The 26,233-nt window shown below is 65.9% G+C and carries 19 protein-coding genes; 11 read left to right on the top strand and 8 right to left on the bottom strand.

Going from position 1 to position 26,233, the window contains the following annotated elements; all coding sequences use genetic code 11:
- From LI953_RS08930 to pnp, 8 genes are all read left to right on the top strand, one after another.
- Complete coding sequence (locus tag LI953_RS08930) at positions 1-1,599, top strand: hypothetical protein (protein ID WP_227075725.1); 1,599 nt, start codon at positions 1-3, stop codon at positions 1,597-1,599.
- The gene (locus tag LI953_RS08925; protein ID WP_227075724.1) at positions 1,596-3,239 is read left to right on the top strand and encodes a hypothetical protein; all 1,644 of its coding nucleotides are present in this window, start codon (positions 1,596-1,598) and stop codon (positions 3,237-3,239) included. The genes LI953_RS08930 and LI953_RS08925 overlap by 4 nt, the downstream gene beginning before the upstream one ends.
- Positions 3,232-4,503, top strand: a complete 1,272-nt coding sequence (locus LI953_RS08920; protein WP_227075723.1) for a hypothetical protein — start codon at positions 3,232-3,234, stop codon at positions 4,501-4,503. The genes LI953_RS08925 and LI953_RS08920 overlap by 8 nt, the downstream gene beginning before the upstream one ends.
- Positions 4,500-5,447, top strand: coding sequence for a glycosyltransferase family 2 protein (locus tag LI953_RS08915; RefSeq protein ID WP_227075722.1), 948 nt, complete (start codon positions 4,500-4,502; stop codon positions 5,445-5,447). Before LI953_RS08920 ends, LI953_RS08915 begins: the two co-directional genes overlap by 4 nt.
- A gap of 32 nt (positions 5,448-5,479) precedes the next feature.
- Entirely contained in the window at positions 5,480-6,310 is an 831-nt protein-coding gene (locus tag LI953_RS08910; protein ID WP_227075721.1) for a carbon-nitrogen hydrolase family protein, read from the top strand.
- A gap of 3 nt (positions 6,311-6,313) precedes the next feature.
- Positions 6,314-7,072, top strand: a complete 759-nt coding sequence (locus LI953_RS08905) for an NAD kinase (RefSeq protein WP_227075720.1) — start codon at positions 6,314-6,316, stop codon at positions 7,070-7,072.
- 42 nt (positions 7,073-7,114) lie between these two features.
- The gene (gene gpt / locus LI953_RS08900) at positions 7,115-7,585 is read left to right on the top strand and encodes a xanthine phosphoribosyltransferase (protein WP_227075719.1); all 471 of its coding nucleotides are present in this window, start codon (positions 7,115-7,117) and stop codon (positions 7,583-7,585) included.
- Positions 7,586-7,863: 278 nt separating this feature from the next.
- Positions 7,864-10,020, top strand: coding sequence for a polyribonucleotide nucleotidyltransferase (gene pnp / locus LI953_RS08895; protein ID WP_227075718.1), 2,157 nt, complete (start codon positions 7,864-7,866; stop codon positions 10,018-10,020).
- Positions 10,021-10,120: 100 nt separating this feature from the next.
- Here the strand turns inward: pnp and LI953_RS08890 are convergent, their stop codons facing one another.
- From LI953_RS08890 to LI953_RS08865, 6 genes are all read right to left on the bottom strand, one after another.
- Positions 10,121-11,413, bottom strand: coding sequence for a glycosyltransferase (locus LI953_RS08890; protein WP_227075717.1), 1,293 nt, complete (start codon positions 11,411-11,413; stop codon positions 10,121-10,123).
- A gap of 16 nt (positions 11,414-11,429) precedes the next feature.
- Complete coding sequence (locus tag LI953_RS08885; RefSeq protein WP_227075716.1) at positions 11,430-12,326, bottom strand: hypothetical protein; 897 nt, start codon at positions 12,324-12,326, stop codon at positions 11,430-11,432.
- Positions 12,327-12,432: 106 nt separating this feature from the next.
- Entirely contained in the window at positions 12,433-15,159 is a 2,727-nt protein-coding gene (locus LI953_RS08880; protein WP_227075715.1) for a glycosyltransferase, read from the bottom strand.
- Positions 15,156-16,904 carry a tetratricopeptide repeat protein gene (locus LI953_RS08875; RefSeq protein WP_227075714.1) on the bottom strand — a complete coding sequence of 583 codons (1,749 nt, stop codon included), beginning with the start codon at positions 16,902-16,904 and terminating at the stop codon, positions 15,156-15,158. Before LI953_RS08875 ends, LI953_RS08880 begins: the two co-directional genes overlap by 4 nt.
- Positions 16,905-16,909: 5 nt before the next feature.
- On the bottom strand, positions 16,910-18,319 hold the full coding sequence (locus LI953_RS08870) for an HlyD family type I secretion periplasmic adaptor subunit (protein ID WP_227075713.1): 1,410 nt from the start codon (positions 18,317-18,319) through the stop codon (positions 16,910-16,912).
- Positions 18,282-20,438, bottom strand: a complete 2,157-nt coding sequence (locus tag LI953_RS08865) for a peptidase domain-containing ABC transporter (RefSeq protein WP_370635781.1) — start codon at positions 20,436-20,438, stop codon at positions 18,282-18,284. The genes LI953_RS08870 and LI953_RS08865 overlap by 38 nt, the downstream gene beginning before the upstream one ends.
- Before the next feature lie 345 nt (positions 20,439-20,783).
- On the opposite strand from LI953_RS08865, the gene LI953_RS08860 reads away from it, so the two are divergent.
- On the top strand, positions 20,784-21,275 hold the full coding sequence (locus tag LI953_RS08860) for a GNAT family N-acetyltransferase (RefSeq protein WP_227075711.1): 492 nt from the start codon (positions 20,784-20,786) through the stop codon (positions 21,273-21,275).
- Between the two features lie 37 nt (positions 21,276-21,312).
- Here the strand turns inward: LI953_RS08860 and LI953_RS08855 are convergent, their stop codons facing one another.
- Positions 21,313-22,479: an iron-containing alcohol dehydrogenase gene (locus LI953_RS08855; RefSeq protein WP_227075709.1), complete on the bottom strand. Its 1,167-nt coding sequence runs from the start codon at positions 22,477-22,479 to the stop codon at positions 21,313-21,315.
- 4 nt (positions 22,480-22,483) lie between these two features.
- Positions 22,484-23,845: a glutamine synthetase family protein gene (locus LI953_RS08850; protein ID WP_227075707.1), complete on the bottom strand. Its 1,362-nt coding sequence runs from the start codon at positions 23,843-23,845 to the stop codon at positions 22,484-22,486.
- 145 nt (positions 23,846-23,990) lie between these two features.
- Between LI953_RS08850 and LI953_RS08845 the strand changes: the two genes are divergently transcribed.
- Both LI953_RS08845 and kdsA read left to right on the top strand, forming a co-directional pair.
- Positions 23,991-25,535: an amino acid permease gene (locus LI953_RS08845; RefSeq protein WP_227075705.1), complete on the top strand. Its 1,545-nt coding sequence runs from the start codon at positions 23,991-23,993 to the stop codon at positions 25,533-25,535.
- A gap of 114 nt (positions 25,536-25,649) precedes the next feature.
- A partial coding sequence (gene kdsA, locus LI953_RS08840) for a 3-deoxy-8-phosphooctulonate synthase (protein WP_227075703.1) occupies positions 25,650-26,233 on the top strand: 584 nt, incomplete at its 3' end.

The raw sequence follows: 26,233 nt of genomic DNA, 5'->3' as shown, positions 1-26,233 counted from the left end.
GTGGTTTACGCGCTGTGCGCCTGGGCTGTGGTGGTGCATGGCGCGACGCTGCACGGCTTGATTTTGGGAGGCGGGTCGGACGCGCTGGCGTTCGTCTGGTTTCTTGGTTGGTGGCCTTATGCGCTCACTCACCACCTCAACCCGTTTTTTACACATCTGGTCTGGCAACCGCAGGGGCTGAATCTCGCCTGGGTCACCAGTGTTCCAGCGCTCGCGCTGCTGGCCCTGCCGGTCACCCAATTATTCGGCCCGGTGCTGAGCTTCAATCTTTTGACCCTGGCCGCGCCGATCGTCTCCGCGCTGGCCGCCTACGCGCTGTGCCTGTATGTCGCCCGCCGGCCATCGGCGGCATTGTTGGGTGGCTTCTTGTTTGGCTTTGGCAGCTACGCGATGGCGCGGCAAAACGAGCAACTCAACCTGGAGACCACATGTTTCGTGCCGTGCTTGGTGCTGTTGGTGCTCGCGCGGCTGGATGGCCGTATTGGCCGATTTGGCACGGTGGCGGCAGGTGTTGCGATGTTGGCGGCGATGGCGGGGGTCTCGCTGGAAATGTTCGCGACCACCGTGCTGAGTGGAGGCTTCGCGTGGCTCCTGGCATGGGGAATGCTGCCGCCCCGGCGGGTGGCGCTGGGAAGCTTGTTCGCTGATGCATTGTTCGCGGCGCCGTTGCTGTTATTGGCGCTCTTCCCGCTGTTATCGGCGTTGTTTGCGCTGCCGCACGATGTTTCGCTGCCTTCGTTCTGGCCGCGGATCTATGCGACCGACTTACTTAACCTGATCATCCCCACCGGTGCCGATAGGATCGGGGGATTATTCTTTGCCCCGGTTTCACAAAATTTTCCAGGAAATGTCAGCGAACAAAGCGGCTATCTCGGCCTGCCATTGATCATCTTGTTGTGGCTGGCGCTTCGTGGTGGCAGGGCCTATCTGCGCTGGTTGCTCGTGGCGATGGTCATTGCCAGCCTGGGGCCTCGGCTTTGGCTGGCGGGGCATAATACCGGCATTCCGCTGCCTTGGGCGCTGATTCAGGCTTTGCCATTGATGAACAAGGCGCTGCCCGCCCGCATGATGCTGTATGCCGATCTCGCCGCCGCTATTGCCGCCGCGCTGTGGCTGGCTGAGGCGATTGGATGGCGAGAGCAGCTTCTCCGGCTGGGGTTTGGGTTGCTGGCTGCCATCATGTTGTGGCCAGCGCCGCGCCCTGTGCAGAAAATTCCATACTCCACCTTCTTCCAGCCGGGGCGTGTCGAACAGGTGCTGGGGCAGAACCCGAGAATTGCGGTCTTGCCGTTCGGGTTCTACAGCCCGTCGATGTTTTGGCAGGCGGAGAGCGGTTTCGCCTTTGCGCAGACCGGCGGGTATCTGGGCTTTCCTCCCGCGCGGGTGCAGGACGATGGCGTATTGATGCGCATTTTCTTCGGGATTGATGATCCGGCGAAGGTTCAGGGCTTCGCGGCCTATTGCCATCGAACGGCCACGAACTTCGTCATCGCCGGTCCCGGCGCCCCGGCGGACATGGTGAGCGGCCTGCGGGCGCTCGGCTGGCCGGCGCGGCAGGTGGATGATGTGACGATACTCACGGTACCGGCGGCGCCATGATGGTTTCGCCAGCACGACGTCACGCGTCTGGCCATGTCTTTGCCGTATTATCCTACGCTCTCTGTGCGTGGATCGTTACGCAGCACGGTTTCCATCTGGGCCGCATGGTTGCCGGAGACGGTGCCGACCCATTCATCTATATCTGGTTTCTCTCCTGGTGGCCTTATGCGCTATCGCACCACCTGAACCCGCTATTCACGCATCTTGTCTGGCAACCCTCCGGGCTTAACCTGGCCTGGACAACCAGCATCCCCAGCTTGGCGCTCTTGGCGGCGCCGCTCACGCTCACGATTGGTCCGGTCGTTTCCTACAATTTACTCTGTCTCGCCGCGCCAATATTGAGCGCGGCGAGTGCATATGCCTTGTGTCTTTACATCACCCGCCAGCGTTTGCCGGCGTGGTTCGGCGGATTTTTGTTTGCCTTTTCGAGCTATGCGATGGCCCGGCAGAATGACCAGCTGAATCTCTCCTTCACTGCATTGGTGCCGCTGCTGGTTCTGCTGGCATTGGCGCGTATCGATGGGCGCATCGGGCGCCGGGGGGCGGTCGGGGGCACCGTGGTCCTGCTGGCGCTGCAGGCCGGTATCTCGCTTGAGATTTTCGCGACGTCGGTCCTGGCGGGCGGCTTCGCCTGGGCGCTGACCTGGCTCATGCTGCCTGCGCGGCGCTCCAGCATGCGGATGCTGTTGCTTGATTGTTTATGGGTCTTGCCATTTCTGTTGCTGGCACTTGCGCCTTTGCTATGGGCGATGTTCGCGTGGCGCCGGGATATCCATTTGCCCGAGGCTTGGCCGGATTTCTTCTCGACGGATCTTTTGAACCTCATCATACCCACGGCAACCACATGGCTGGGCGGACGATTTTTTCTGCCCCTCTCCCAGCATTTTCCCGGGCTGCCATGCGAGCAGGGGGGGTATCTCGGTCTGCCGCTCGTCACGATTTTATGGGTGTATTTGCGCCGGACTCATCGTTATTTGTCCGTATTGTTTTTGGGGCTGTTGCTGGCAATGCTGGGGCCGCATCTGTGGATCGGTGGCCGGCAAACCCCGCTTCCGCTGCCCTGGGCAGTGTTCCGCGCCATGCCTCTGCTTGGCAATGCCTTGCCCGCCCGGCTGGCGCTTTATGTCAGTTTGCTGGCCGCGATGATCGCCGCTTTATGGATGGCGCGCGCGCCAAATCGCTGGCGTCTGGTTGTTGCCGGGCTGGTGGTGCTGTTCATCTGGCCGATGCCTCGGCCGATGCAGACCATTCCCGCCACGCCACTTTTCGCTCCGGCCCGCTTTGCCGAGGTGTTTGGTAAAAACCCCAAACTTCTGATCCTGCCTTTCGGTTTCAATGGGCAGGCGACATACTGGCAGGTGCAAAGCCGGTTTGGTTTCGCGCAGACGGGGGGGTATCTGGGTTTTCCCCCTGTTCAGGCACAGCGCCTTGAGCCAATCATCAGACTGTATCTTGGCTATAATTCACCAAACCTGGCGCAAAGCCTCGCCGCTTATTGCCAGAGCACCGGAACAGATGTCATCGTCATCACGCCCGGCACCCAGCCCGATATTCGTGCGCAAATCATGACACTCGGCTGGCCGGCGCGGACGGTGGATGACGTGACGATCCTCACCGTGCCAAGTGTGAAACATGACTGACCGCTTCGGCCGTTTTGGTATCTCCCTGATCGCGCTGGCGGCGTTGGCGGTGTTCGCGGCGCTGCGCATGGGCGCACCTGCCGCCTATTCGGCCGTGCTGACCCTCTTTGACATCCCGCGCCTGCCGGTCACCTTCTCCGATCTCGGCGCCGTGGCGCAGGCCGTGCATTGCGCGGGGCAGGGGGTCAACGTCTATGTGGCGAATGCCTGCATGGGGGGCGGTAGATACAATTATTCCCCGCTGCTGCTGCATTTTGGTGGGCTTGGCGCGCTTGCGAGCCATCTCAGCGTCGCCGGTCTCGGGCTCGCGTTGTTGTTCATCGCCGCGCTCGCGGCACTGCCGTCGCCGCGTTCGCGCGTCGAGTTTTGGCTGCGCGCGCTGGCCAGCGTGTCGGTCAGTGTCGTGTTCGCGCTTGAGCGGGCCAATCTCGATGCCGTGGTTTTTCTGCTGGCGCTGGGCGGTATCTTGCTGATGCGCCGCTGCATCGTGGCGCGGCTGGCGGGGTATGCGCTGTTCTGCGGGGCGGCGGCGTTGAAATATTACCCGGTGGCGCTGCTCGCGCTGGCGTTGCGCGAGGCGCCACGCCGTCTGGCCCTGTTGACCGCGCTTGGCTTGGCTGCCTTGGCCGCGTTCCTGGCGCGCTTTGGTGCTGGCACGCTGGCGGCGTTGGCGGTGGTGCCGCACGGCCCGCCCTTCGGCAATTGTTTCGGTGCCATCGACATTCCGCTGGGCCTGGGCATCGGCATCGCCGCCGTGCATGGCGCCGCGGCGGATGCGCTGATGCGCTACCAGATGCCGCTGCCGCTGCATCTGGTTTATGGGGCGATGATCCTCGCGGCGCTCTGGCGCGGCTGGCGAAATGCGCCGCTCTATCAAGCCGGCTTCACGATCATCGAGGACGAGGCGCGGGTGCCGCTCATCGGCGGCGCGGCGCTGATCACCGCTTGTTTCTTCATGGCGCAGAATATCGATTACCGTGCCATCTTTCTGCTGCTGGCGCTGCCCGGCGCTTTTGCCGTGCGCCGCGCGGGGGTGGAGCGGAGCGGGGCGCTCGGCATCGCCATGGTGGCGCTGCTGTGGGAGAGTTTCTTCCGCATCACGGCGCTATCGGTTATGAAACATCTTGCCGGACCGGTGGCGGGCTATTCCGCCGCCATCATGGTCTGGCTGGGGCGCGAGGTGTTGTGGTGGTGGGTGGTCACGCAGTTTCTGGCCTTGCTGATCTGTCAAGCGCGGGCGGCGCTGGCGCGCATCCGGGCATGATGCGCCGCCTCTCCCTCGTGGTGCCATTTTATAACGAGGCTGCATCGATACAACCCTTCGCCGACGCGATTTTGCCGGCGCTCGACGCCATCCCCGGCACGAGCTGGGAGATCATCTGCGTCGATGACGGCAGCACGGACGGCTCGCTGCTCAAGCTTGTCGCCCTGGCACAGGCCGATCCGCGGTTCCGTGTGCTCGAATTCTCGCGCAATTTCGGCAAGGAGGCGGCGCTGACCGCGGGCATCGACGCCGCGCGCGGCGAGGCGGTGGTCCCGATCGACGCCGATTTGCAGGACCCGCCGGAATTGATCGCCCTGATGGTGCAGGCCTGGCGCGAGGGCGCCGAGGTGGTGTTGGCAAGGCGCAGTGACCGCTCATCAGATGGATTGCTCAAGCGCCAAACCGCGGCGTGGTTTTACCGGCTGCATAACCGTCTCTCGAAAATCCGCATCCCCGAGAATGTGGGGGATTTCCGGCTCATGGACCGCGCGGTGGTTGATGCCCTGAAACAACTTCCCGAGCGCCAGCGCTTCATGAAGGGGCTGTTCGCCTGGGTCGGGTTCCGTACCGTCACGCTCGACTACACCCGCCCCCCGCGCGCCGCCGGGCGCAGCAAGTTTTCCGGCTTCGCGCTGTGGAATTTCGCGATGGAGGGGGTGACCAGCTTTTCCACGGCGCCGCTGAAAATCTGGACTTATCTCGGCGTACTCAGCGCGGCCCTCACGTTATTTTATGGGCTATATATCGCCATCCGCACGCTGGTGTTTGGCAATCAGGTGCCGGGCTATGCGTCGCTGTTCGTCGCGGTTACATTCTTCGGCTCGGTGCAGCTCATCAGCGTCGGTCTGATCGGCGAATATATCGGGCGTATCTACATGGAGACCAAGCAGCGCCCCCCCTATATCGTGCGTAAAGCCTATGGCGGTGACGGAACGCCGGGATAACGCTATGCTGGCCGCGCAGTGAGGGGGTGAAGATGCGCGTAGCCGTGATTCAGATGTCGCCGGGGGCGGATAAGGGCGAGAACATCGCGCAGGCGCGCGCGCTCATCGAGGGTGTGGCCGCCGAGCAGAAGGTGGACCTGATCGCCCTGCCGGAGATGTGGACCTGCCTGGGCGGCAGCCGCGCCGATAAATTCGCCGCCGCCGAGACCCTGCCCAACCCCGGCCAGCCCGGCGGCGCGGCTTATGAATTCCTGCGTGAGATGGCGATGGCGCATAACGTGCACATCCATGGCGGCAGTATCGGCGAGCTGGCGGGGGAAAAAATCTTCAACACCTCCCTTGTGTTCAGCCCGGCGGGGCAGGAACTCGGCCGCTACCGCAAGATCCACCTGTTCGACATCACCACGCCCGACGGCCAGGGCTATCGCGAAAGCGCCATTTATGGTGCGGGCGACCAGGTGGTGACGGTGGACATCGCCGGCACCAAGGTCGGCCTGGCGATCTGCTACGACATTCGCTTCCCCGAGCTGTTCCTCGCCCTGCGCCGGGCCAATGCGGAGCTGATCGTGCTCCCCGCCGCCTTCACCCTGCAAACCGGCAAAGACCATTGGGAAGTGCTGCTGCGCGCCCGCGCGATCGAGACACAATGCTGGTTCGCCGCCCCGGCCACCGCCGGCACGCATAAAGAGGGCAATGGCGAGCTGCGCCAGACTTACGGCCATTCGCTGATCGTCGATCCGTGGGGGCATGTGGTGGCCAAGGCGTCGGACGGCCAGGGCTGGGCCGCCGCCACCATCAACAAGGCCTTCACCGCCCGCGTGCGGGCCAACATGCCGGTGCTCGACCACCGGCGGCTGGGATAAGCCATGAAACTGGCCTTTACGGCGGCGCAGACCGAAGGCGCCCAGGCCGCGCGCGCGCAACTTGTGGCGCTTTATGGCGAGGTCCATCCCAAGGATGCCGATGTGCTGGTGGCGCTGGGCGGCGACGGGCTGATGCTCGAATGCCTGCACCGCGTATTGGGCACCGAGCAGCCGGTCTATGGCATGAATCGCGGCTCGGTCGGCTTCCTGATGAACGAGTTTCACGAGGAGAACCTACCCGAGCGCATCGCCGCCGCGCACCCTGCCGTGCTGCACCCGTTGCGGATGCACGCCATCACCGCCGCGGGCGTGGTGGAGGAGGCGATGGCCCTGAACGAGGTTTCGCTGCTGCGCCAGGCGCGGCAGGCGGCGAAGATCCGCATCACCATCGACCACCGCGAGCGCCTCTCGGAGCTGGTTTGCGACGGTGTGCTGATCTCCACCCCCGCCGGGTCCACCGCCTATAACCTTTCGGCGCACGGGCCGATCGTGCCGCTTTCGGCCAATCTGCTGCCGCTCACGCCCATCTCCGCCTTCCGCCCGCGCCGCTGGCGCGGGGCACTGCTGCCCTCCAATGTCGAGGTGCTGTTCGAGGTGCTGGAGCCCGATAAGCGCCCGGTGGCCGCGGTGGCCGATTTCACCGAGGTGCGCGATGTCGTCTCCGTGGCGGTGAGCGAGGATAGGAGCCTCGGCGCCACCGTGCTGTTCGACCCCGACCGCGCGCTCTCCGAGCGGATCATCAACGAGCAGTTTACCGTCTGAGCGGGGCTTGCCCGGCCGGGCGCGGGCCAGTAATCCCGCGCCATGGCACAACGTTATTTCACTGTTACCTGGGACCAGCTGCACCGTGACGCCAAGGCGCTGGCCTGGAGGCTGCACGCCATGGGCCCCTGGGCCGGGGTGGTGGCGATCACCCGTGGCGGGCTCATCCCGGCGGCGATCATCGCGCGCGAGCTGGAATGCCGGCTGATCGAGACGGTCTCGGTGGTCACCTATCACGACGAGGAGCAGGGCCAGCCGCAGGTCATCAAGCCCCCGGCGGCGGCGGGCGATGGCGCGGGCTGGCTGATCGTCGATGATCTGGTCGATACCGGCACCACGGCGCGGATCGTGCGCGCCCTGCTGCCGAAAGCGCATTTCGCCACCGTTTACGCTAAGGCGGCGGGCAAGCCGCTGGTCGACACCTTCATCACCGAGGTCAGCCAGGATACCTGGATCCTGTTCCCGTGGGACACCGAGCCGCAATTCGTGGCGCCGCTGGCCAGGCAGTCCTGAGCGCGCTGATCGCGAGCCTAGCCATCCCCCCCGGAATCAGCTAAGGAGCCCCATCGCGCCATGGTGGCGCGGTGACAAATTGCGGCTGATCGGGGCGTGACAGCAACCGGATGACCGCGCCGCCGCCGGGCTTTGCTCCGGCGTTTCCGGCCACGGGGCCGTAAGGCAGGTGGGGCAACCCGCCGCCAGACCCCGCCGCCCGAGGCGCCGCTCCTTGACCGGCCAACGCGCCCATCCCCTTGCTCATCAGCTCCGGCGGCCGCGCCTGGAGTAAAAGCATGTTCGATAAATATTTCCGTAAAGAGATGGAATGGGGCGGCAAGACCCTGATTCTGGAGACCGGCAAGGTCGCCCGTCAGGCCGATGGCGCCGTGGTCGCGTCTTATGGCGATACCGTGGTGCTCGCCACCGTGGTCGGCGCCAAGACCGCCAAGCCGGGGCAGGATTTCTTCCCGCTCACCGTGAATTACCAGGAGAAGTTCTACGCCGCGGGCCGTATCCCCGGTGGCTTCTTCAAGCGTGAGGGCCGCCCGACCGAGCGCGAGACGCTGGTCTCCCGCCTGATCGACCGCCCGATCCGCCCGCTCTTCCCCGCTGGCTTCCGCAACGAGGTCCAGGTGATCGTCAACGTGCTGAGCCACGACCTGGAGAACGACCCGGATGTGGTCGCCCTGGTTGCCGCCTCGGCCGCGCTCACCCTGTCCGGTATTCCGTTCTTCGGCCCCGTCGGCGCCGCGCGCGTTGGCTACATCAACGGCGAGTATGTGCTAAACCCGACCGTGAGCGAGTGCGAGGAGTCGGCGCTTGATCTCGTCTTGGCCGGCACCACCGAGGGCGTGCTGATGGTGGAGTCCGAGGCTTCGGAGCTCTCCGAGGAAGTGATGCTCGGCGCCGTCACCTTTGGTCACGCGGGCTTCCAGCCGGTGATTCAGGCGATCATCGAACTGGCCGAAGTGGCCGCCAAGGAGCCCTGGGCGCTGCCCGAGGAATCCGAGGAGACCAAGACCCTGAAGGCGCGCGTGGACGCGCTGGCCCGTCCGGCGCTGGTCGAGGCCTATAACGAGACGCAGAAGCAGGTCCGTTACGAGAAGATCGCTGCCGCCAAGAAGGACGCCGCCGCGAAGCTGACCGAAGAGGGGCTGAACGCCGAGGCCGCCAAGGGCCTGTTCAAGGAGCTCGAGGCCGACATCGTCCGCAACGCGATCCTCGACACCGGCCTGCGCATCGATGGCCGCGACACCAAGACCGTCCGCCCCATCCTGGCGGAAGTCGGCGTGCTGCCGCGCACCCATGGCTCCGCCCTGTTCACCCGTGGCGAGACCCAGGCGCTGGTGGTGGCCACGCTCGGCACCGCGCAGGACGAGCAGATCGTCGATGCCATCGAGGGCGAGTTCAAGGAGCATTTCATGCTCCACTACAACTTCCCTCCGTTCTCGGTGGGTGAGACCGGCCGCATGGGTTCGCCCGGCCGCCGCGAGATCGGCCACGGCAAGCTGGCCTGGCGCGCGATCCACCCGCTGCTGCCGACTAAGGAAGCCTTCCCGTACACGCTGCGCGTGGTCTCCGAGATCACCGAGTCCAACGGCTCCTCCTCCATGGCCACTGTCTGCGGCACCTCGCTGGCGCTGATGGATGCGGGCGTGCCGCTGAAGCACCCGGTCGCGGGCATCGCCATGGGCCTCATCAAGGAGGATAAGGGCTTTGCCGTGCTGTCCGACATCCTGGGCGACGAGGATCACCTCGGCGACATGGACTTCAAGGTGGCGGGCACCGAAAACGGCGTGACCTCGCTGCAGATGGACATCAAGATTACCTCGATCACGCCGGAGATCATGCAGATCGCGCTGGAGCAGGCCAAGGGTGGGCGTCTGCACATTCTGGGCGAGATGGCCAAGGCGCTGACCGGCTCGCGCCAGGGCGTCTCCGCCAACGCGCCGAAGATCGTCACGATCTCCGTGCCCAAGGACAAGATCCGCGACGTGATCGGCACTGGCGGCAAGGTGATCCGCGAGATCGTGGAGCAGACCGGCGCCAAGGTCGACATCAACGATGACGGCACGGTGAAGATCTCCGCCAGCGACGACAAGAAGATCCAGGCCGCGATCGACAAGATCAAGGGCATTGTGGCTGAGCCGGAAGTGGGCGTGATCTATACGGGCAAGGTTGTGAAGACCGCCGATTTCGGCGCCTTCGTGAACTTCCTCGGCGCCAAGGATGGGCTCGTGCACATCTCCGAGCTGGCCCAGGGCCGTGTCGCCAAGACCACCGATGTGGTGAAGCAGGGCGACACCGTGAAGGTGAAGGTCATCGGCTTCGACGATCGCGGCAAGGTCAAGCTGTCCATGCGCGTGGTCGATCAGGAGACCGGCGAGGACATCTCCGACAAGGTCGGCGGCAAGGGCCCCAAGAAGGAAACCGCCGCGGCTGAGGAGTAAGCAAAGATTTTGGGGTGTGGGGGCGATTAAAAGGCCCCCGCATCAAACCGCCTAATTCAAACCAGGCGGCTCCAAAACCGATGCAATAAAAAACGGCGCCTCAGGGCGCCGTTGCTTTTTTCCGGGTTCGCGGCTTCGCCTTGGGGGGCAGCAGCGGCTTGCCAGTAATCTCCTCGATATAAGCGCGGTAATTGGCGATGTAATCGTCCATGCCCAGCCGCTCCTGGGCGAAGGCGCGCGCCCCCTTGCGCAGCTTGCTGGCGAGCTTGGTATCCTCCAGCGCCCGCAGCACGCTTTGCGCCAGCCGGGTGTGGTCCAGCGCCGGCGTGACCAGCCCGTTGACCTCGTGCCGCACGAATTCCGTCACCGTCTCGGTGTCCGCGCCCACCACCACGCAGCCGCAGGCGAGCGCCTCGCGCAGGCTCCACGAGGCGACGAACGGGTAGCTCAGATAGACATGCGCGTCTGAGCGTTTCAGCAGCGCCAGATGCTGGTCATACGGCACTTTGCCGAGGAAATGTACGCGCGAGAGGTCGAGTTGCCCGCCCAATTCGCGCAGCATCACCTGCCGCCAGGAGCCACCACCCGGCGGTGGCGCGCCGTAGCTGATCTCATCGCCGCCGACCAGCGACACCACCACTTCCGGCCGCTCGGCCAGGATGCGGGGCAGGGCGCGCATGAAGGTGTGAAACCCCCGGTAGGGCTCCAGGTTGCGCGCGACATAGGTGACAAGATTCTGCTCCGGCCCCACCGTGAGCGGTCCGATGCTCAGCGCCGCCTTGCGTGCCTGCGGGTCCGGCTTGCACAGATCCAGATCCACGCCTTCTTCGATGATGCGGATCTGCTTTTGCGCCCAGCCGGGATAAGTGCTGTGCTGCCAGCGCGTCGGGGTCTGGCCATATTGCTCCAGCGCCAGCGCCAGCAGGTTCACCGCGTTCTTGCCGCGCACGACGCCGAAATTTTCCTCCGGCATGGAGAATTCCGGGTCGAAATTCACATCTGTGCCGTGGATGCGGTAGTAAAACTCGAAATAGCCGAGCACCGGCACGCCGGGAAAAGCGTCAACCAGATGCAGCATCTCGCCCCAGCCGTGATGGCCGATGATGATATCCGGCTTGAAGCCCAGCGCCTTGATCTGCAGCGCGCCCCGATAAGCCGCATGGGCGCGCCGCGCCGCCATCTCATATTCGCGCGCTTCCAGCACCGTGCTGGCCGAGACCGGCGGGGGCTTGGCATAGGTTACCTTGCGCACGCCGTGCAGATGGTTCTGGTTCGGCTCGGTCATGAAGACGAGCTGATGCGTCCCCTCCTGCCTTTGGTTGTCAGCCTGCAGGCTGCGCAGCAAATGCAGGTATTGGCCAGGAAAATTCTGGTGGACGAACAGGAAGTTCACGGTGCCGCCCTTGCGATCAGCCCTTGGCCCGGCCGCTCTTGCGGGTGCGCGGGGTCAGCACGATCTGCATCGCCTCCAGCGGCGCCAGGGTTTCGGCCTCGCAGGTCTCGTCATTGCCCACCGGCCCGGCCAGCGCACCGCCGACGAAGCTGGCCGAGCAGCTCAGCTCATAGCGCTCCGCCGCCGCGCCGGTCAGGCGCACGCGCAGGCCCAGCAGGGGCAGGGCCATGCCGCGCGAGCCGCAATATTCACCGGCCTCCATCCAGGGTGAGAGCCAGCCGCGCCCCAGCACGGCCTGGTAAGTGATGTCCGCCGGGGCAATGCCTTCGGGCGCGGTAATCGAGAAGCCCTCGACCCACATGCCGCTGCCGCGCTCGCCGAGCCAATCGCCGAATTTGGCGCCGACATCACCACGGCTCTGAATATGCGCGACGATATCCAGCGTCTCCTGCGCCGGCTGCACCGGCGCGGCGGTTTGCGCCGGGGCGGGGGGCTGGGCGGGCATGGCGGGCGGCATGTCGTTGGCGGCGAGAAGCTGTCGCACCTGCAAGCGCGGCGCGGCTTCGGGCATGTTGGCGAGCTGGTAGATGGTGACCAGTACCTGCGCCGGCTGGTTACGGATTCGCACCAGCGTGGCGTCGCCCTCGGCATTCAGCCAGCCATCGGGGCGGAACCCGGCGATCTCGACATTCTGCCCGCCAATCGGTGGCGGCGATACGCGCACGCCCGGCATACCGTTATGGCTCGCCGCCCCCGGATTGGCTTCGTTGATGAAGCAAAACAGCCCCGGCGGCAGATGCATCAGATGCCCGGTGACTTTCAGCTCCTGCACCTGGGCATTGCGTCCTCCCTCTTGCGCGGCGGCCTCGGGTGCTTTCGGCGCGGGGTTCGAGGGAGATTTTGCAGCAGCCATGTTCACTCCTGATATTCGGGACAATGCGTTCGGTTCAGGTGTGGCAGGGTTAATTTAAAGACTGGTTTTTATCCAGCCCGGACACGCGTATTTGTTGTGCTGGCGATCAAAAACGGCAACCGAGCAAGATGTCGTTGAGCCGCGCCGCGGGCAGGCCGAGCGGCAGCGCCAGCCCGCGCCCCGCCGCCTTCACCCGCGCGCCCTGGGCGCCGATATTGAACACGATCGCGGGCAGCCCCGCCGCCCAGGCCTCGCTCAGGGTGAAGCACCAGGTTTCCGGGCAGATCGAGGGCAGGAAGGCCAGATTCGGCGCCAGCCGGCCGAGCAGCGCGGGCAGCTCTTCGCGCCGGTAGCCGCCGGTGACGAAGATGCCCGCCTCCAGCAATTGCGCCTCGTCGGAGGCGGTGCCGATGACCTGGAATTCCAGCCCCAGGCCGCGTGCCCTGGCGTCGGCGGCGCAGTCGAGCAGAATGTCGAACCCTTTGGCCGGGCCGATGCCGCCGATCACCGCGACGCGCCGCGCCGCGCCCGGCGGGGGCAGGGGCAGCAGCGGCGGCAGGGCGCTGTCATCCTCCCAGTTGCGCACGTGCGGCTTCACGCCCGGAAACTGCCGGGCGATGCGGTTCGCCGTGTCGGCCGAGGGGGCGATGACCTCGCGGGCGGCGGCGAATTCGGCGGCCGAGCGGGCGCGCAGCTTGCGGATCGGCAAGGCGGTGAACAGCGTGCCGCCCTCGGCACGGCAGGCGATGCACCCGGCCACATCCGGCTCGCCGCAATAGCGCAGGGCGCGGTTGGGGCCGGTGGGGCGCAGCAGATTCACGCGCGGGCAGAAGCTGGCGTAATCATGCACCACGATATCCTGCTTCACGCCAAGCTGCGCCGCCAATCCGCGCGCGCTGTCATCATGCCCGAGCGTGTGGTGCAGCACCACCTGCCGTGTGTTCAGCCGCCGCAGCAGCGCCAGCAAGGCGGGCAGCGTGGCGGGCAGGGGGAAGCTGAGATTGGGGTACTCCGCCGGTTCGCCCGCGCAAAGCAGGGTTGGCCACGGATAGGGCGTGCGCTTCGGGTTGGCGGGGAAATCCGTGGTGAGCAGCAGCGGCGCATATCCCGCCTCGCGCCATTGGCCGATCTCCGCCGCCACCTGCCGGGCCACGCCGCCGCCATGCGCGTGCGAGATCAGCAGCACCGCCGGGCGGTTGCCGCAGGCGGCGCGCAGCCGTGCCTCGTCGAGCGCCGCGCGGAACGGGCGTAGCGAATCGGCGGCGATCGAATCGCGCACCAGCGCGTGATAGCCGGGGTAAAGCCGTTCCAGAGCCTTACCGTTGCGCACCATCAGCCCGCGCGTGGCGGCGCGGAACGACACGCCCCCCTGATGCGCCACATAGGCCCCCGGCGCGGCCACATGCCGGTAGCCCAGATGCCGCGCGCGCAGGCAGAATTCGTTTTCCTCGCCATAGCCCTGGGCGAAGACCTCGCCCCGGAACCTGCCCGTGGCGCGCAGGCAGTCATGCCGCAGATACAGGCAGAAGCCGACCCCGGTGGGGATCTCCACCGCCGCCGCGCCATTGGCGGCGCGGGCGAGGGCGTTCAGCCGCGCCGTTTCACGCGCATCTGGCATGGCGTTGCCGCCCGCCCGCGCCGGGTAGCTGCATATCGAGGCCTCGTTGGAGTGCGGGGTAACGGTGCCGGTGGCGGCGTCGGCATAGGCGACTTCGCGCAGCGTCTCGATTGCCCCCGGCGGCAGCAGAACGTCGCTGTTCAGCAGCAGCACGTCATGCTCCCGCGCCGCCTCCAGCCCGGAATTCACCGCCGCGCAGAACCCCCGGTTGCGGGTGTGCCCGATCCAGATGACACGCGCGTCCGCCGCCGCCAGCGCCCGCACATGCCGGGCCAGGGCGGGTTCGGGCGAGGCGTCGTCCACCACGATCAGCCGCGCCCCGGCGGGCAGCGCCGCCAGGGCCGAAGTCAGCGCCGCCTTGGTTTCCTCCAGCCCGCGATACACCGGCATCAGCAGCGCCAGCGGGGCAGGGGGCGGGATCATCGCGGGTGGCTCGCCGCGTAGCGCGGCGGCTTTGGGCGCGGCTTCGAGCGCGCGCGGGTCCACCGGGCTGCCCATGATGTCCGCGCCATCCGGCCCATGTAGCGCGAAGGGCGGTTCCAGACCCGCCAATTCCCTCGCGGTCACGCGGAAGCCGTGCCGGGGCAGCAGCGGTGAAGCGTCATCCGGCGGCAGGATTTTGCCGAACCGCACGGCGCGGCGTCGTCCCGCGGCGTCGGTCAGGGTCAGGGCCGGGGCCGAATCTGGCCAAGCAGGGCGGCTGGCCCAGCCGCGCAAGGCCCCGCGCTCCCATTCCACCAGCCCCTCCACCCGGCGCAGCGCCGCATGGTCGGGGCGCGCGCCGAGCCACCGCGCCTGGCCGTGGCGGCGCGTTTCGGTCTCCGGCGAGACATACTGAAACCCGCCAAACCCGGCCGCCTCGGCCACATGGCGGGCGAAGGCGATGAAGCTCGCATCCGGCTCAAGGCAATGGCGGGTGAGCAGGTTTTGCAACGCTGCCGCCGCGCGCCGGGTGTCGCCCGCGCTCTGCACGGCCAGGGCCAGCCCGGTCCAGGCGCCGGCGATATCGTAACGCGCCGCCACACCCGCGAATTCCGCCGCCGCCTCATCCGCCCGCCCGGCCTCCAGCAAGGCGCGGGCGAGATCCAGCGCGATGCGCGGATCATCCGGGGCGAGGCGCCGCGCCCGGCCCAGCCAGAGCAGCCGGTCGTTTGCCCCGCTCAGGCCGCGCGCCCAGGCCGCGGCCGCGCTCTCCGGGCCGGGCTGGTGGCTCACTCTTGCGCGGGCATGGGCGGTTCCAGCGCCGCCAGCTCGGCTTCGGCCTCCGCCAGACCGGCCTTGGCCGCCACGCTCAGCCATTTGCGCGCCTCCTCGGCGTTTGGCGCGGTGGCGATGCCCAGGCGCAGATATTTGCCCAGCATCAGCGCCGCGCGCGCATGCCCCGCCTCGGCGGCCTGCCGGTACCAGCGCAGCGAGGCCGCGCGGTCGGTGGCGATCTGATGGCCCCCGCCATACAGCGCGCCCAGGGCAAACATTGCCTCCACCGCGCCATTGGCGGCGGCGCGCTCGAATAACCCGCGCGCCGCCTCGTCGTCGCGCGGCCCGCCGAGCCCCTGCAATTCGAGCGCCGCGAGGTCCATCAGCGCCTCGGTCTTGTTCAGCTCCGCCGCCTTGCCCAGCCACAGCCGCGCCTCGGTGAAATCCTGCGCCGTGCCCCGGCCCTCGGCCAGCATCCGCCCGAGCCGATGCTGCGCGTTGAGCACATTGCTGGCCGCGCGGCGCAGCCAATACACGGCGCGCGCCTCATCTTTTTCCACCCCCACGCCCTCGGCGAGGCAGATGGCGAAATTATACGCCCCGATCTGATCCCCAGCCTCGGCCGCCGTCTCGAACCATTCATGCACCGGCGCGGGCGGGGTGAAGCGCGGGTTGGTCTGGCGCTTGAGGAACAGCGTGGCGAGATCGGCCTGGGCGATCGTGTCGCCCGCCTCGGCGGCCTGGCGGAACCATTTGGCCGCCTCATCCGGGTCGCGCGGCACGCCCGCGCCGATCATGTGCAGCACGCCCAGCGAGCGCGCCGCGGCGCGGTGCCCGCCCTCGGCGGCGGCGCGGAACCAGTTCGCGGCTTCGGCGTAGTTGGGCGGCAGTTTGTCATCGCCATGGGCGTAGATATCGGCCACCAGCGCCGCCGCCTCGATATCCCCCGCCAGCGCGGCGCGGCGCAGCCAGGTTTCGCCCTCGGTTTTGTTAGCCTTCACGCCGCTGCCGTGCAGCAGCATCATGCCGTATTTCGCCTGCGCGTTTTGCACGCCCCCGCGCGCGGCATTGCCATAATGCTCGGCCGCCTGCGCCGGGTCGGCCAGCACGCCGACGGCGTTTTCATACATCATGGCCAGGTAATAATGCGCGAGCGGCAGACCGGCTTCGGCGGCTTTGCGGATATGCGCGAGGCCGGTGAAGGTCGGCTCATCCTCCACCGCGCCGCGCAGGGTGAGGATGCCAAAGCCCAGATGCCCGTAGGGGTTGTCGGCCTCGGCGGCGCGCTCATACCAGCGTTTCGCCGCCTCCTCGTCGCGCAAGGAGTCGGGGCCTTCCATATAGATGTAGCCCGCCAGGGATTGCGCGCGCGCATCGCCTGCCTCGGCCGCCCGCAAGGCCCAGCTCAGTGCCGTGGCGAAATCGGCCTCGCCGCTGCCGCCCGCGCCGAACAGTGCCGTTTCCGGCTGGTAGCCCGCGAGATAGATCCCGGCCAGCAGCGTCTGGCTCTCGACATCGCCTTTTTCCGCCGCGCGGGTGTACCAGCGCACCGCATCGCCCCGGCTGACATGCCCGGCCAGGCCCTTGTGGTAGAAATGCCCCAGCTCGCGCTCGGCCTCGGTGATGCCGCCCTCGGCGGCGACGGCGAACAGCTTGAACGCCCGCGAAGCCTCGCCCTGGGCCAGCAGCGCGCGCGCGCGCGGCAGCGCTTTTTCAGGGCTGCGCGCCGCCAGCTTGTCGGAGATTGCCTTTTTCAGCTTCATCGCGCTCAGGGCTCATGCAGGCTGTTATAGGCCACCGGCGCCATGCGCGAGAGGAAGTAGCCCAGGATCGAGCGCTTGCCGACCACGATATCCGCTTCCACCGGCATGCCCGGCACCAGCCGGAAGCCCTTGGGCACGTTATGCAGGTTCAGCACGTCCAGCGAGATCTGCGCCTTGTAATAGAGGTTTTGCGGCGCGCCGGGCAGAGGCGGGCCATTCACCGCCGCCTGCTGCTGGTCCTGCGGGTTAAAGCTCTCGGCGCTGATCGAGGTGACGGTGCCCTTGGCCGTGCCGTAGAGCATCGAGTTGAGCGTGGCGAATTTAATCACCACCTGGTCGCCCACCTGTACATAGCCGGATTCGGTGGCGTCGATATCGGCCTCGATGCTGAACGGCGTGTTCACGGGGGCGAGGTCCATGAGCTGCTGCCCTGGCTGCAACACCGAGCCATTGGAGACCTGAGCGATCGACTGCACCACCGAATCCTGCGGCGCGGTCAGCTCGACCAGATCTTTATTCAGCTTGGCCTTGGCCAATTGCTGCTGCGCCTGAGCCAGATTGTTCAGCGCGGTGGCGAGCTGGGTGGAGGTCTGCGCCTTGAATTGCTGGTCGAAGCTGTCGCGCTGGGCCTGCACGGCGGCAAGCTGGCGCTCATCGGCCTGCGCCTGCGACACCGCCGAGGAAAGCTGCGTCTGCATGCTCACCCGGTCATCGGTCGCGGCCAGGGTCTCCAGCTGGCTGCCCACCTGCAATTGCTGCAGCTTCTTGCGCATGTGCTCAACGTTGCTGGCGATGGCGAGGCGCTGGCGGTAATCGGCGGCCTGCGCCTGATAGCCCTGGATCTCGGTCTTTAGCTGCGCGATCTGCTGGTCGTAATTTTGCAGTGTGAAATTATACTGCCCCATCTGCTGGTTGTAGGTTTGCAGTTGCAGCGACGAATACGGGTTGCTGGGGTCGGGAACATAGGGTTTGCCGTCCTCCTGCGCCTGCAACTGCGCCACCTGGGCGGCGTAGTTCTGCTCCTGCTGCGTCAGCCCGGTGAGGTCGGCGCTGGCATAGGTCGGGTCCAGCGTCGCCAGTACCTGGCCCTTGGCGACGAAATCCCCCGCATGCACCTTGATCTCGCGGATGATCGAGGCGGTGTTGAAGGTCTGGATGCTGGAATCGGGCTGGGTGGCGTTGAGCGTGCCGGTGCCGACCACCAGCCGGTCCACCTTGAACACGCCGGAGACCACGAACAGCACCAGCACCAGCGCGCCGAGGATATAGGTGGTCGAGCGCGCCACCATCGGCAGCGGCGTGGCGATCACCGCCGCTGTCGGCGACTGGAACTCCAGCACGGCCAGCGGCAGCCCTTCCGGCTCCGCCGCCGCTTGCTCAGTGGCCTTGGGTAAGAGCTGGCGCAGACGCAGCATTGTTAAATCCTTCAGGCGCGAGATGGCGGTTTTGCTGGAACCAGAGGTGGCGGTAAATGGCGCAGCGCTCGACCAGCTCGTGATGCGTGCCGATATCCACGGTGCGCCCGCGGTCGAGCACCATGATCAGGTCGCAATCGAGCAGCGAGGACAGACGGTGCGAGACGATCACCATCGTCCGCCCCTTGGCGATGCGCAGGATGTTGGCGTTGACCAGGGCCTCGCTCTCGGGGTCCAGCGCCGAGGTCGCCTCGTCCATGATCAGCACTTTGGGGTCGGAGATCAGGGCGCGGGCGATGGCCAGGCGCTGCTTCTGCCCGCCCGAGAGGTTGGGCGAGCCTTCCTGAATGAAGGTGTCGTAGCCATTGGGCAGGCGCTCGATGAATTCCTCCGCCCCGGCGAGGCGCGCGGCGCGCACCGCGTCTTCAAACGATAGCCCTGGCCGCCCGGCGATGATGTTGTCGCGCACCGTGCCGCGGAACAGGAAGTTATCCTGCAGCACCATGCCGAAATTTTTGCGGATATGGCGCAGATTGATCTCGCGCATGTCGTTGCCGTCGATGCGGATGGCGCCCTGGTAGTCGCGGTTGATGCCCTGCAACAGGCGGGTGATGGTGGATTTGCCCGAGCCCGAGCGCCCGACCAGCCCGAGCATGGTGCCGGCGGGAATCTTGAAGCTCATCTTCTCCAGCGCCGGGGCTTTGGAACCCTCGTAGCGGAAGGTCACATCGTCGAACTCGATCGCGCCCTCGAAGCGCGGGCGCAGCCCGTGGGTGAGGGCGTGCTTTTCGTTCGGCCGGTTGAGCACCGAGGCGACTTGCCCGATGGCGGCCTGCGCCTTCTGCACATCCTCCATCAGCCCGGCCAGGCTGACCAGCGGCCCGGCCACGCGCCCGCCCAGCAGCATGAAGCCGGTGATGCTCCCGGCATCCACCGGGTTGTTAGTGTGCAGGGCGATATAGGCGCCGAGCGTGATGGCGCCATAGCCGCAATAACGCTGCAGCGGCATCGCCAGCGTTGCCGGCCAGTTGGCCAGCCTGCCGGCCTGCACGTGCAGATCCGCCACCTCGGCCACGCGTCGGTCCCAATCCGCCGCGCGGGCGGGTTCCAGCGCCAGCGCCTTCACCGTGCGGATGCCGTAAATCGACTCCACCAGCACCGAGCCCTTGCCCGATTCGGCGGCGATCATCCGCCCGGTCATCACCGATAGTGGGCGCAGGAAGGCGGCGATGATGGCCGCGATCAGCCCGGCGGCGATCAGCACCGTCCAGGCCAGCGTGGCATTCATGTAAAACAGCAGCGGCAGCAGGATGGTGAGCATGAACATGTCGATGAACGTGTTCATCAGCTTGCCGGTGAGGAACTCCCGCACCTGGTTCACCTGCGCGACCTTATAGGCGAGTTCGCCGGCCTGCTGGCGCTCGAAGAACTCGATCGGCAGCGCCAGCAGCCGGTCGAAGATCATCAGGTTCAGCCGCGAGTCGAGCTTGGCGGCGAGGATCACCTCCATCAGCTTGCGCCCCCAGCTGAGTATCATCTCAAACGCCACGGCGACGATCATCAGGATGATGACGAGGTTCAGCGTCGCGGTGCCGCGATATTGCAGCACGGTGCCGATCACACTCATCACCGCGAAAATCGGCACCAGGCTGAGCACGGTGATGGTGATTGAGGAAATGGCGATGTCGCGCAGGATGCGCTTATCCGACCAGACCAGCCGGGCGAGCAGGCCGAGGTTGAATACCGGCTCGCCCTCCGCCCCGCCGCGCTTGGCGCGGATCAGGAGCGCGCCGCCGCTCCACACCTGTTTCAGGCGCAGCTCGTCCACGGCGATTGCCGGCTCACCGGAGCTGGCGCGCGGGTCGCGCATAAACAGCACCTCGCGGTCGCGGTCGCGCCCGACCACCAGCGCGGCGCCGCCATCGTCGAGCAGCAGCACCACCGGCGCCGGGTCGTCGATCTTCATCAACTGGCGGAAATTCATCGGTACGCCGCGCACCCACAGCCCCGCCTCGCGCAGCCATTCCACCAGCACGGGCGGCGAGGGGGCGGGCTCATCCGGGCGCAGGCGCAGCGCCTCGAGATCCATTTCCACGCCATGATAGCGCGCGGCGAACATCACCGCGGCCAGGCGGGCCTGGGTCTGCGCATCGGCGCCGATGCCGGCATCGTTGAGCGCCGCGACCTCCGGGTTCGCGCCCGGATCTCCGCCAGGATGGGCTGCGGAGCTGCGCGTCGTATCGGTCATGTCGTCTCAACCCTTCTTACCAACCGCGTGGCGTCGCTGGCTCCAGGCAAGCCCCCCGAGCCGCGCCGCTTATGCCCGAAAACAACGCACTTGCACAACGTTTCCTCCGCCGCTGGGGCGGTATCGGGAAAACCCGCGTGAATGCTGGCCCGGACCGGGCGCTTTTCAGCCCGCGGTGGATTTGCCATCCTCGGCGCAACATGAATGGAGGGCAGAATGGAGATTTTCGACGCCGGCCCGGATGATTTGCCGGAGATCCAGGCGATTTACGCGCATCACGTGCTGCATGGCACGGGGTCGTTCGAGGATGTGCCGCCCTCGCTTGAGGAGATGTCCGCCCGGCTGGCCGCGCGGCATGAGGCTGGGTACGTCTGGCTGGTGGCGCGCGACGCTTCGGGCGTGCTCGGCTTTGGCTATTACGGCGCGTACCACCAGCGCCCGGCTTATCGCTATACCGTGGAGGACAGCGTGTATGTGCGCGAGGGGCTGCGCGGGCAGGGCGTGGGCAAGGCCATTGTCGGCGCCCTGGTCGAACGCGCCCGCGCCGCTGGGTTTAAGCAGATGCTGGCGGTGATCGGGGATTCGGAGAATGTCGCCAGCATTGGCGTGCATGCCAGTTTGGGCTTCCAGCATGTCGGCATTCTGCGCAAGGTCGGCTGGAAATTCGAGCGCTGGCTCGACGTGGTGATGATGCAGAAGGCGCTGTAACGCCAACGGGCCGGGGAGAGCCCCGGCCCGCTTTTGGTTAATCCCCGAGCCCGACCAGCGAACCGGCCATCGCGGCTTGCAGGATGCGCAGGTAATCAGCCTTGTTCGCGACGCGCGGATTATCCGGCGTGTTGGGGTCGGCCACGGCCTCCTCGGCCAGTTCCTCCAGCGCGTCCGGCGTCACTTTCAGTGCCTCCAGCGTATGCGGAATGTTCAGCGCGTCGCGCAGTTCCAGCACCCAGTTGAGGAACCCGTCGAACCCGTTCTCGATGCCGAGGGCGCGCGCGGCATGGGCGATCCTGGCCTCGATCACCGGGCGGTTATACGCCAGCACATAGGGCATCAGCACCGCGTTGGTGAGGCCGTGATGCGCATGGAAGCGCGCGCCGATCGGGTGCGACAGCGCGTGGATCGCGCCCAGCGCCTTCTGGAACGCGGTGGCGCCCATCGAGGCGGCGGCCAGCATGTTCATGCGCGCATCGGCGTTGTGCGGCTCGGCGAAGGCGGTCGGCAAATTCTCCTTCACCAGCCGCATGCCCTCGATGGCGATGCCGTCGGCGATCGGGTGGTAGAACGGGCCGTAATACGCCTCCAGCGAATGGGCGAGCGCGTCCATTCCGGTCCAGGCGGTGATGAAGGGCGGCAGGCCGAAGGTCAGCTCGGGGTCGAGAATGACTAGGCGCGGCAGCATCTGCGCATGCAGCAGGATGTATTTGCGGCGCTTCTCGGTGTCGATGACCACGCTGGCGCGGCCGACCTCGGAGCCGGTGCCGGCGGTGGTCGGCACCGCGAAGATCGGCGGCAGCGGGCGGTCGACGTCCGGCGTGGCCTGGGTGATCTCGAAATCCCAGAGCGCGCGCGAGGTGGAGACGGCGAGCGCGATCGACTTGCCGCAATCCAGCCCCGAGCCGCCGCCAATGGCGATCACGCCCTCGGCCCCATGCGCGTTGTAGGCGGCGGCGCCGGCCAGCACGTCGGCATGCTGCGGGTCGGGGTGCAGATCCTTGAACAGCGCCGGGGTGATGCCCACCGCCTCCAGCGATTTCAAGATGCTGGCCAGGAAGGGCAGGCCCGCCACGCCGGGGTCGGTGACCACCAGCACGCGCGAGAGCCCCGCCGCCTTCACCCGCTGGGGCAGTTCGGCGATGCGCCCGGCCCCGGCCAAAATCTCGGTGGGGATACGCCAATTACCTTTGAGCTGCATTTGCTTACATCCTTTCAAAGGAGCGGAAGCGCTCCCAGTCCGTCACGGCCGCGTTGAACGCGTCCAGCTCCACTTTCGCCATGTTGGTATAATGCTTCACGACATCGGTGCCGAACACCGCATGCGCAAACTCGCTCTGCGCGAACAGCTTGGCGGCATCGGCCAAAGTGTGCGGCACGCGCGGCAGATCGGCGGTGTAGGCGTTGCCGGTGAACATCGGCACCGGTTCGTAATCGCCCTCGATGCCCGCCAGCCCCGCCGCGATCATCGCCGCCAGCACCAGGTATGGATTGACGTCGCCGCCCGGCAGGCGGTTTTCCACGCGGATGGATTTGCCATGCCCGAGCACGCGGAACGCGCAGGTGCGGTTATCCATGCCCCAGGCCAGCGCCGTGGGGGCGAAGCTGCCGAGCGCGTAGCGTTTGTAAGAGTTGATGTTGGGCGCGAAGAACAGCGCGATCTCGGGCGTGTGGCGCAGCAGCCCGGCCATAAACTGCTTGAACAGCTTGGACGGCGAATGCCCGTCGGCGTCGAGGAATACGGCATCCCCCGCCTCGTTGCGCAGGCTGAGATGGGTGTGGCAGGAATTGCCCTCGCGCTCATTGAACTTGGCCATGAAGGTGATGGCCGCGTTCTCCTGCACCGCGATCTCCTTCGCCGCCTCCTTGTAGATCACGTGCTTGTCGCAGGTCTCCACCGCCGGGCCGTAGCGGAAATTGATCTCGTGCTGGCCGAGATTGCATTCGCCCTTGGAATTCTCGACCTGAATGCCTGCCGCCTCCATGGCGTTGCGGATGCGCCGGATGATCGGCTCCACCCGCGCGGTGCCGAGGATCGAATAGTCGTTATTATACTGGTTGGCCGGGGTGAGGCCGCGATACGCCTTGTTCCACGCATCCTCATAAGTGTTGCGGAACATGATGAATTCCAGCTCGGTCGCGGCCCAGGCCGAGAGCCCATGCGCCTTCAGCCGGTTGAGCTGCTGCTTGAGCATGGTGCGCGGCGAAACGCTGGCCGGCTTATGGCCTTTCAGTTCGATATCGCACAGCACAATGGCGGCGCCCGGCTGCCAGGGGGCAAGGCGCAGCGTCGACAGGTCCGGCGCGAAGATGAAATCGCCATACCCCTTTTCCCAAGAGGTCAGCTCATAGCCCGGCACGGTGCCGCATTCGATATCGGTGGCCAGCAGATAGGAGCACCCCTCGGCCGCCTCGGAGGTGACGGACTCGAAGAAGAATTTCGGCATCACCCGCTTGCCCTGCAGGCGGCCCTGCATGTCGCAGGCGGCGACGATGATGGTGTCGATCTCGCCGCGATCGGCCATGCCCTTGAGCTCAGGCAATGTCAGGTGAGGGGTTGCGGCCATAGGTTCAGCTCCCGGTGTTGTTTTGTCGATTATAATCACAATTTTTCGTCAGCAGGAATGGCGGAGCGTCAAGTTTTGCTTGGCGAACCGAAAACCAGAGTATAGGCTCCGTTTATAAAATCAATCACAACAGATGGGGGTCTTAATGACGGACCGGAGTGAACAGGACGTCCTGGCGGCGGATGCCGCTGCGTTGCACAAGATGGGTTATGCGCAGGAATTATCCCGGCGCATGCATGGCTTCTCTAATTTCGCCGTTTCGTTTTCCATTATCTGCATCCTGGCGGGGGGCATCACCTCGTTCCAGGTCGGCTACTCCACCGGCGGCGGACTGACCGCCATCATCGGCTGGATCGTCGGCTGCACCTTCGCGCTGATTGTCGGCTTGTCGATGGCGCAGATCGCCTCGGCCTATCCGACGGCGGGCGGGCTTTATCATTGGTCGTCCATCCTGGGCGGGCGCGGCTGGGGCTGGGCCACGGCCTGGTTCAACCTGCTGGGGCTGATCTTCGTCGTCGCCTCGGTGAATGTCGGCGTCTATAACCTGTTTGTCGGCCTCGTCCTCAATAATATTTTCAATATTAACACCTCGGCCTGGGGCTTCTGGCAGCAGACCATTGCGGTACTGTTGATCACCGGCACGCAGGGGCTGCTGAACCATTTTGGCATCCGCACCACGACCAAGCTGATCGATTTTTCGGGTGTGCTGATCTTCGTGATTGCCGTGCTGCTTACGGTGACGATGCTGTATTCAGCGCCGCATCTCGATTTCTCGCGCCTGACCACGTTCCATAATTTCTCCGGCGCGCCGGGTGGCAGCGTGGTGCCGCAGAGCAGCAGCCCGTTCTACCTGTTCTTGCTGGCTTTGCTCTACCCGCTTTACACAGTCACCGGGTTCGACGGCTCTGCCCACACCTCGGAAGAGACCGTGAATGCCCGCGTGAACGTGCCGAAGGGTATCCTCAACTCCATCATCTGGTCCGCGCTGTTTGGCGTGGTGATGGCCGCGTCCTTCGTGCTGGCGATGCCCGACCCGGTGAAGGCGGCCGGCGATGGTGGCAATGTCATCTTCAATCTGATGGCCAGCCTTGCGGTGCCGGTGGCGGTGAAGGACATTCTTTACATCGGCATCGTGCTTTCCAACTTCCTGTGCGCGCTGGCCGGTGTCACCTCCACCTCGCGCATGGTCTATGCCTTCGCCCGCGATGGCGGTCTGCCCGGCCATAAATGGCTGAAGCAGGTGGACCACAAGCACCGCTCCCCGGTTTACGCGATCTGGGGCACGGTGGTCGCCTCCATCGCCGCCACGCTGTATTCGCCTGCTTTCGCGGCGCTGGCGGCGGGTTGCGCGATGTTCCTCTACATCTCCTACTCCATGCCGGTGCTGGCCGGTTTGTTCGCCGAGGGGCGGACCTGGACGGAGTTCGGGCCGTTCCGCCTGGGCTTCTTGTCCAAGCCGCTGGCCCTGATCGTCACGCTGGGCGGCATTCTGATCATTTATATCGGCACCCGTCCGCCCAATGACATTCTGGACAGCTACTTCATCGGCCTGCTCGGGCTCATGGCCATCATCTGGTTCGGCATCGCCCGCACCCGGTTCCCTGGCCCGCCCATCAGCAAGGGCGAGATCGCGGCCCGCGCGGCCGAGATCGTGGCCGAGGAAACCGCCCTGAAAGGAGCGCAGGATTAAACCCCGGGCGTAGCCCGCAATCCCGAAGGCCCCGGAGCGATCCGGGGCCTTTTTTGCGGCCCGCGCCAAGGCCCGCTATATGCCAAGCCCACGCCATCTGCCGAGGATAAAACCATGACCCACACCCCAACCGCTCCCGCCGCCATCGTCTCCGTGGGCGGGGTGGATTTTGGCAATGCCCTGCCGATGTCGCTCATCGCCGGTCCGTGCCAGATCGAGAGCGCCGCGCACGCCTTTGAATGCGCCAGTGCGCTCAAGGAGATTTGCGCGCGCCTCGGCATCGGGCTGGTGTTCAAGAGTTCGTTCGACAAAGCCAACCGCACCAGCCTCTCCGGCGCGCGCGGCGTGGGGCTCGATGCCTCGCTGCAAATCTTCGCCGACATCAAGAGCCGCCTCGACCTGCCCGTACTCACCGATGTGCATGAGCGCGAGCAATGCGCCCCGGTGGCCGAAATCGTGGATATCCTGCAAATCCCCGCCTTTCTTTGCCGGCAGACCGATTTACTGATCGCCGCGGCCGAGACTGGCGCGGTGGTGAACGTGAAGAAGGGCCAGTTCCTCGCGCCGTGGGATATGAAAAACGTGCTTGCCAAGGTCACGCAATCAGGCAATCCGCGTGTGATGGCGACGGAGCGCGGCACCAGCTTCGGCTACAACACCCTGGTCTCCGATTTCCGCGCGCTGCCGATCATGGCCGG

The sequence above is a fragment of the Acidocella sp. KAb 2-4 genome (assembly GCF_020567705.1).
In the GTDB taxonomy this organism is placed as follows: Bacteria; Pseudomonadota; Alphaproteobacteria; order Acetobacterales; family Acetobacteraceae; genus Acidocella.
Note: the sequence above shows the minus strand (reverse complement) of the source record. Positions and strands in the feature narration are given on the sequence as shown.